1 protein-coding gene is annotated in these 275 nt (G+C 70.2%); it reads left to right on the top strand.

Annotated elements, in window-relative coordinates; genetic code table 11:
• Positions 1–258, top strand: a 258-nt coding sequence (locus tag RYX56_RS22255; RefSeq protein WP_317124105.1) for a hypothetical protein, incomplete at its 5' end; no start/stop codon positions are given.
• Between the last annotated feature and the right edge of the window lie 17 nt (positions 259–275).

The raw sequence follows: 275 nt of genomic DNA, 5'->3' as shown, positions 1-275 counted from the left end.
CGCCAGATCCAGTGCAGCGTCGGCCGGATGACCCAGACGACCTGCACCTTCACCCCCCTGTTCGGCGACGGCAGCTTTCAGCTCAACGGGCCGGACATCGCCGTGCGCTTGATCATCGACGGCAGCGGAGGCAGCCTGTTCGAAGTGATCTCGGCCGAGCGCCGCGTCCCCGTCGGCGGCGCCTACATCCGCAACCCGCGCGACCGCGCCTGCTGGATCACCACCACCGACGGCCCGTCGCCGATCTGCGCGCGCTAGGACCGAGACGATCCGCC

This window comes from Alkalihalophilus lindianensis (assembly GCF_032843265.1).
In the GTDB taxonomy this organism is placed as follows: domain Bacteria; phylum Bacillota; class Bacilli; order Bacillales; family Bacillaceae_D; genus Alkalihalophilus; species Alkalihalophilus lindianensis.
Note: the sequence above shows the minus strand (reverse complement) of the source record. Positions and strands in the feature narration are given on the sequence as shown.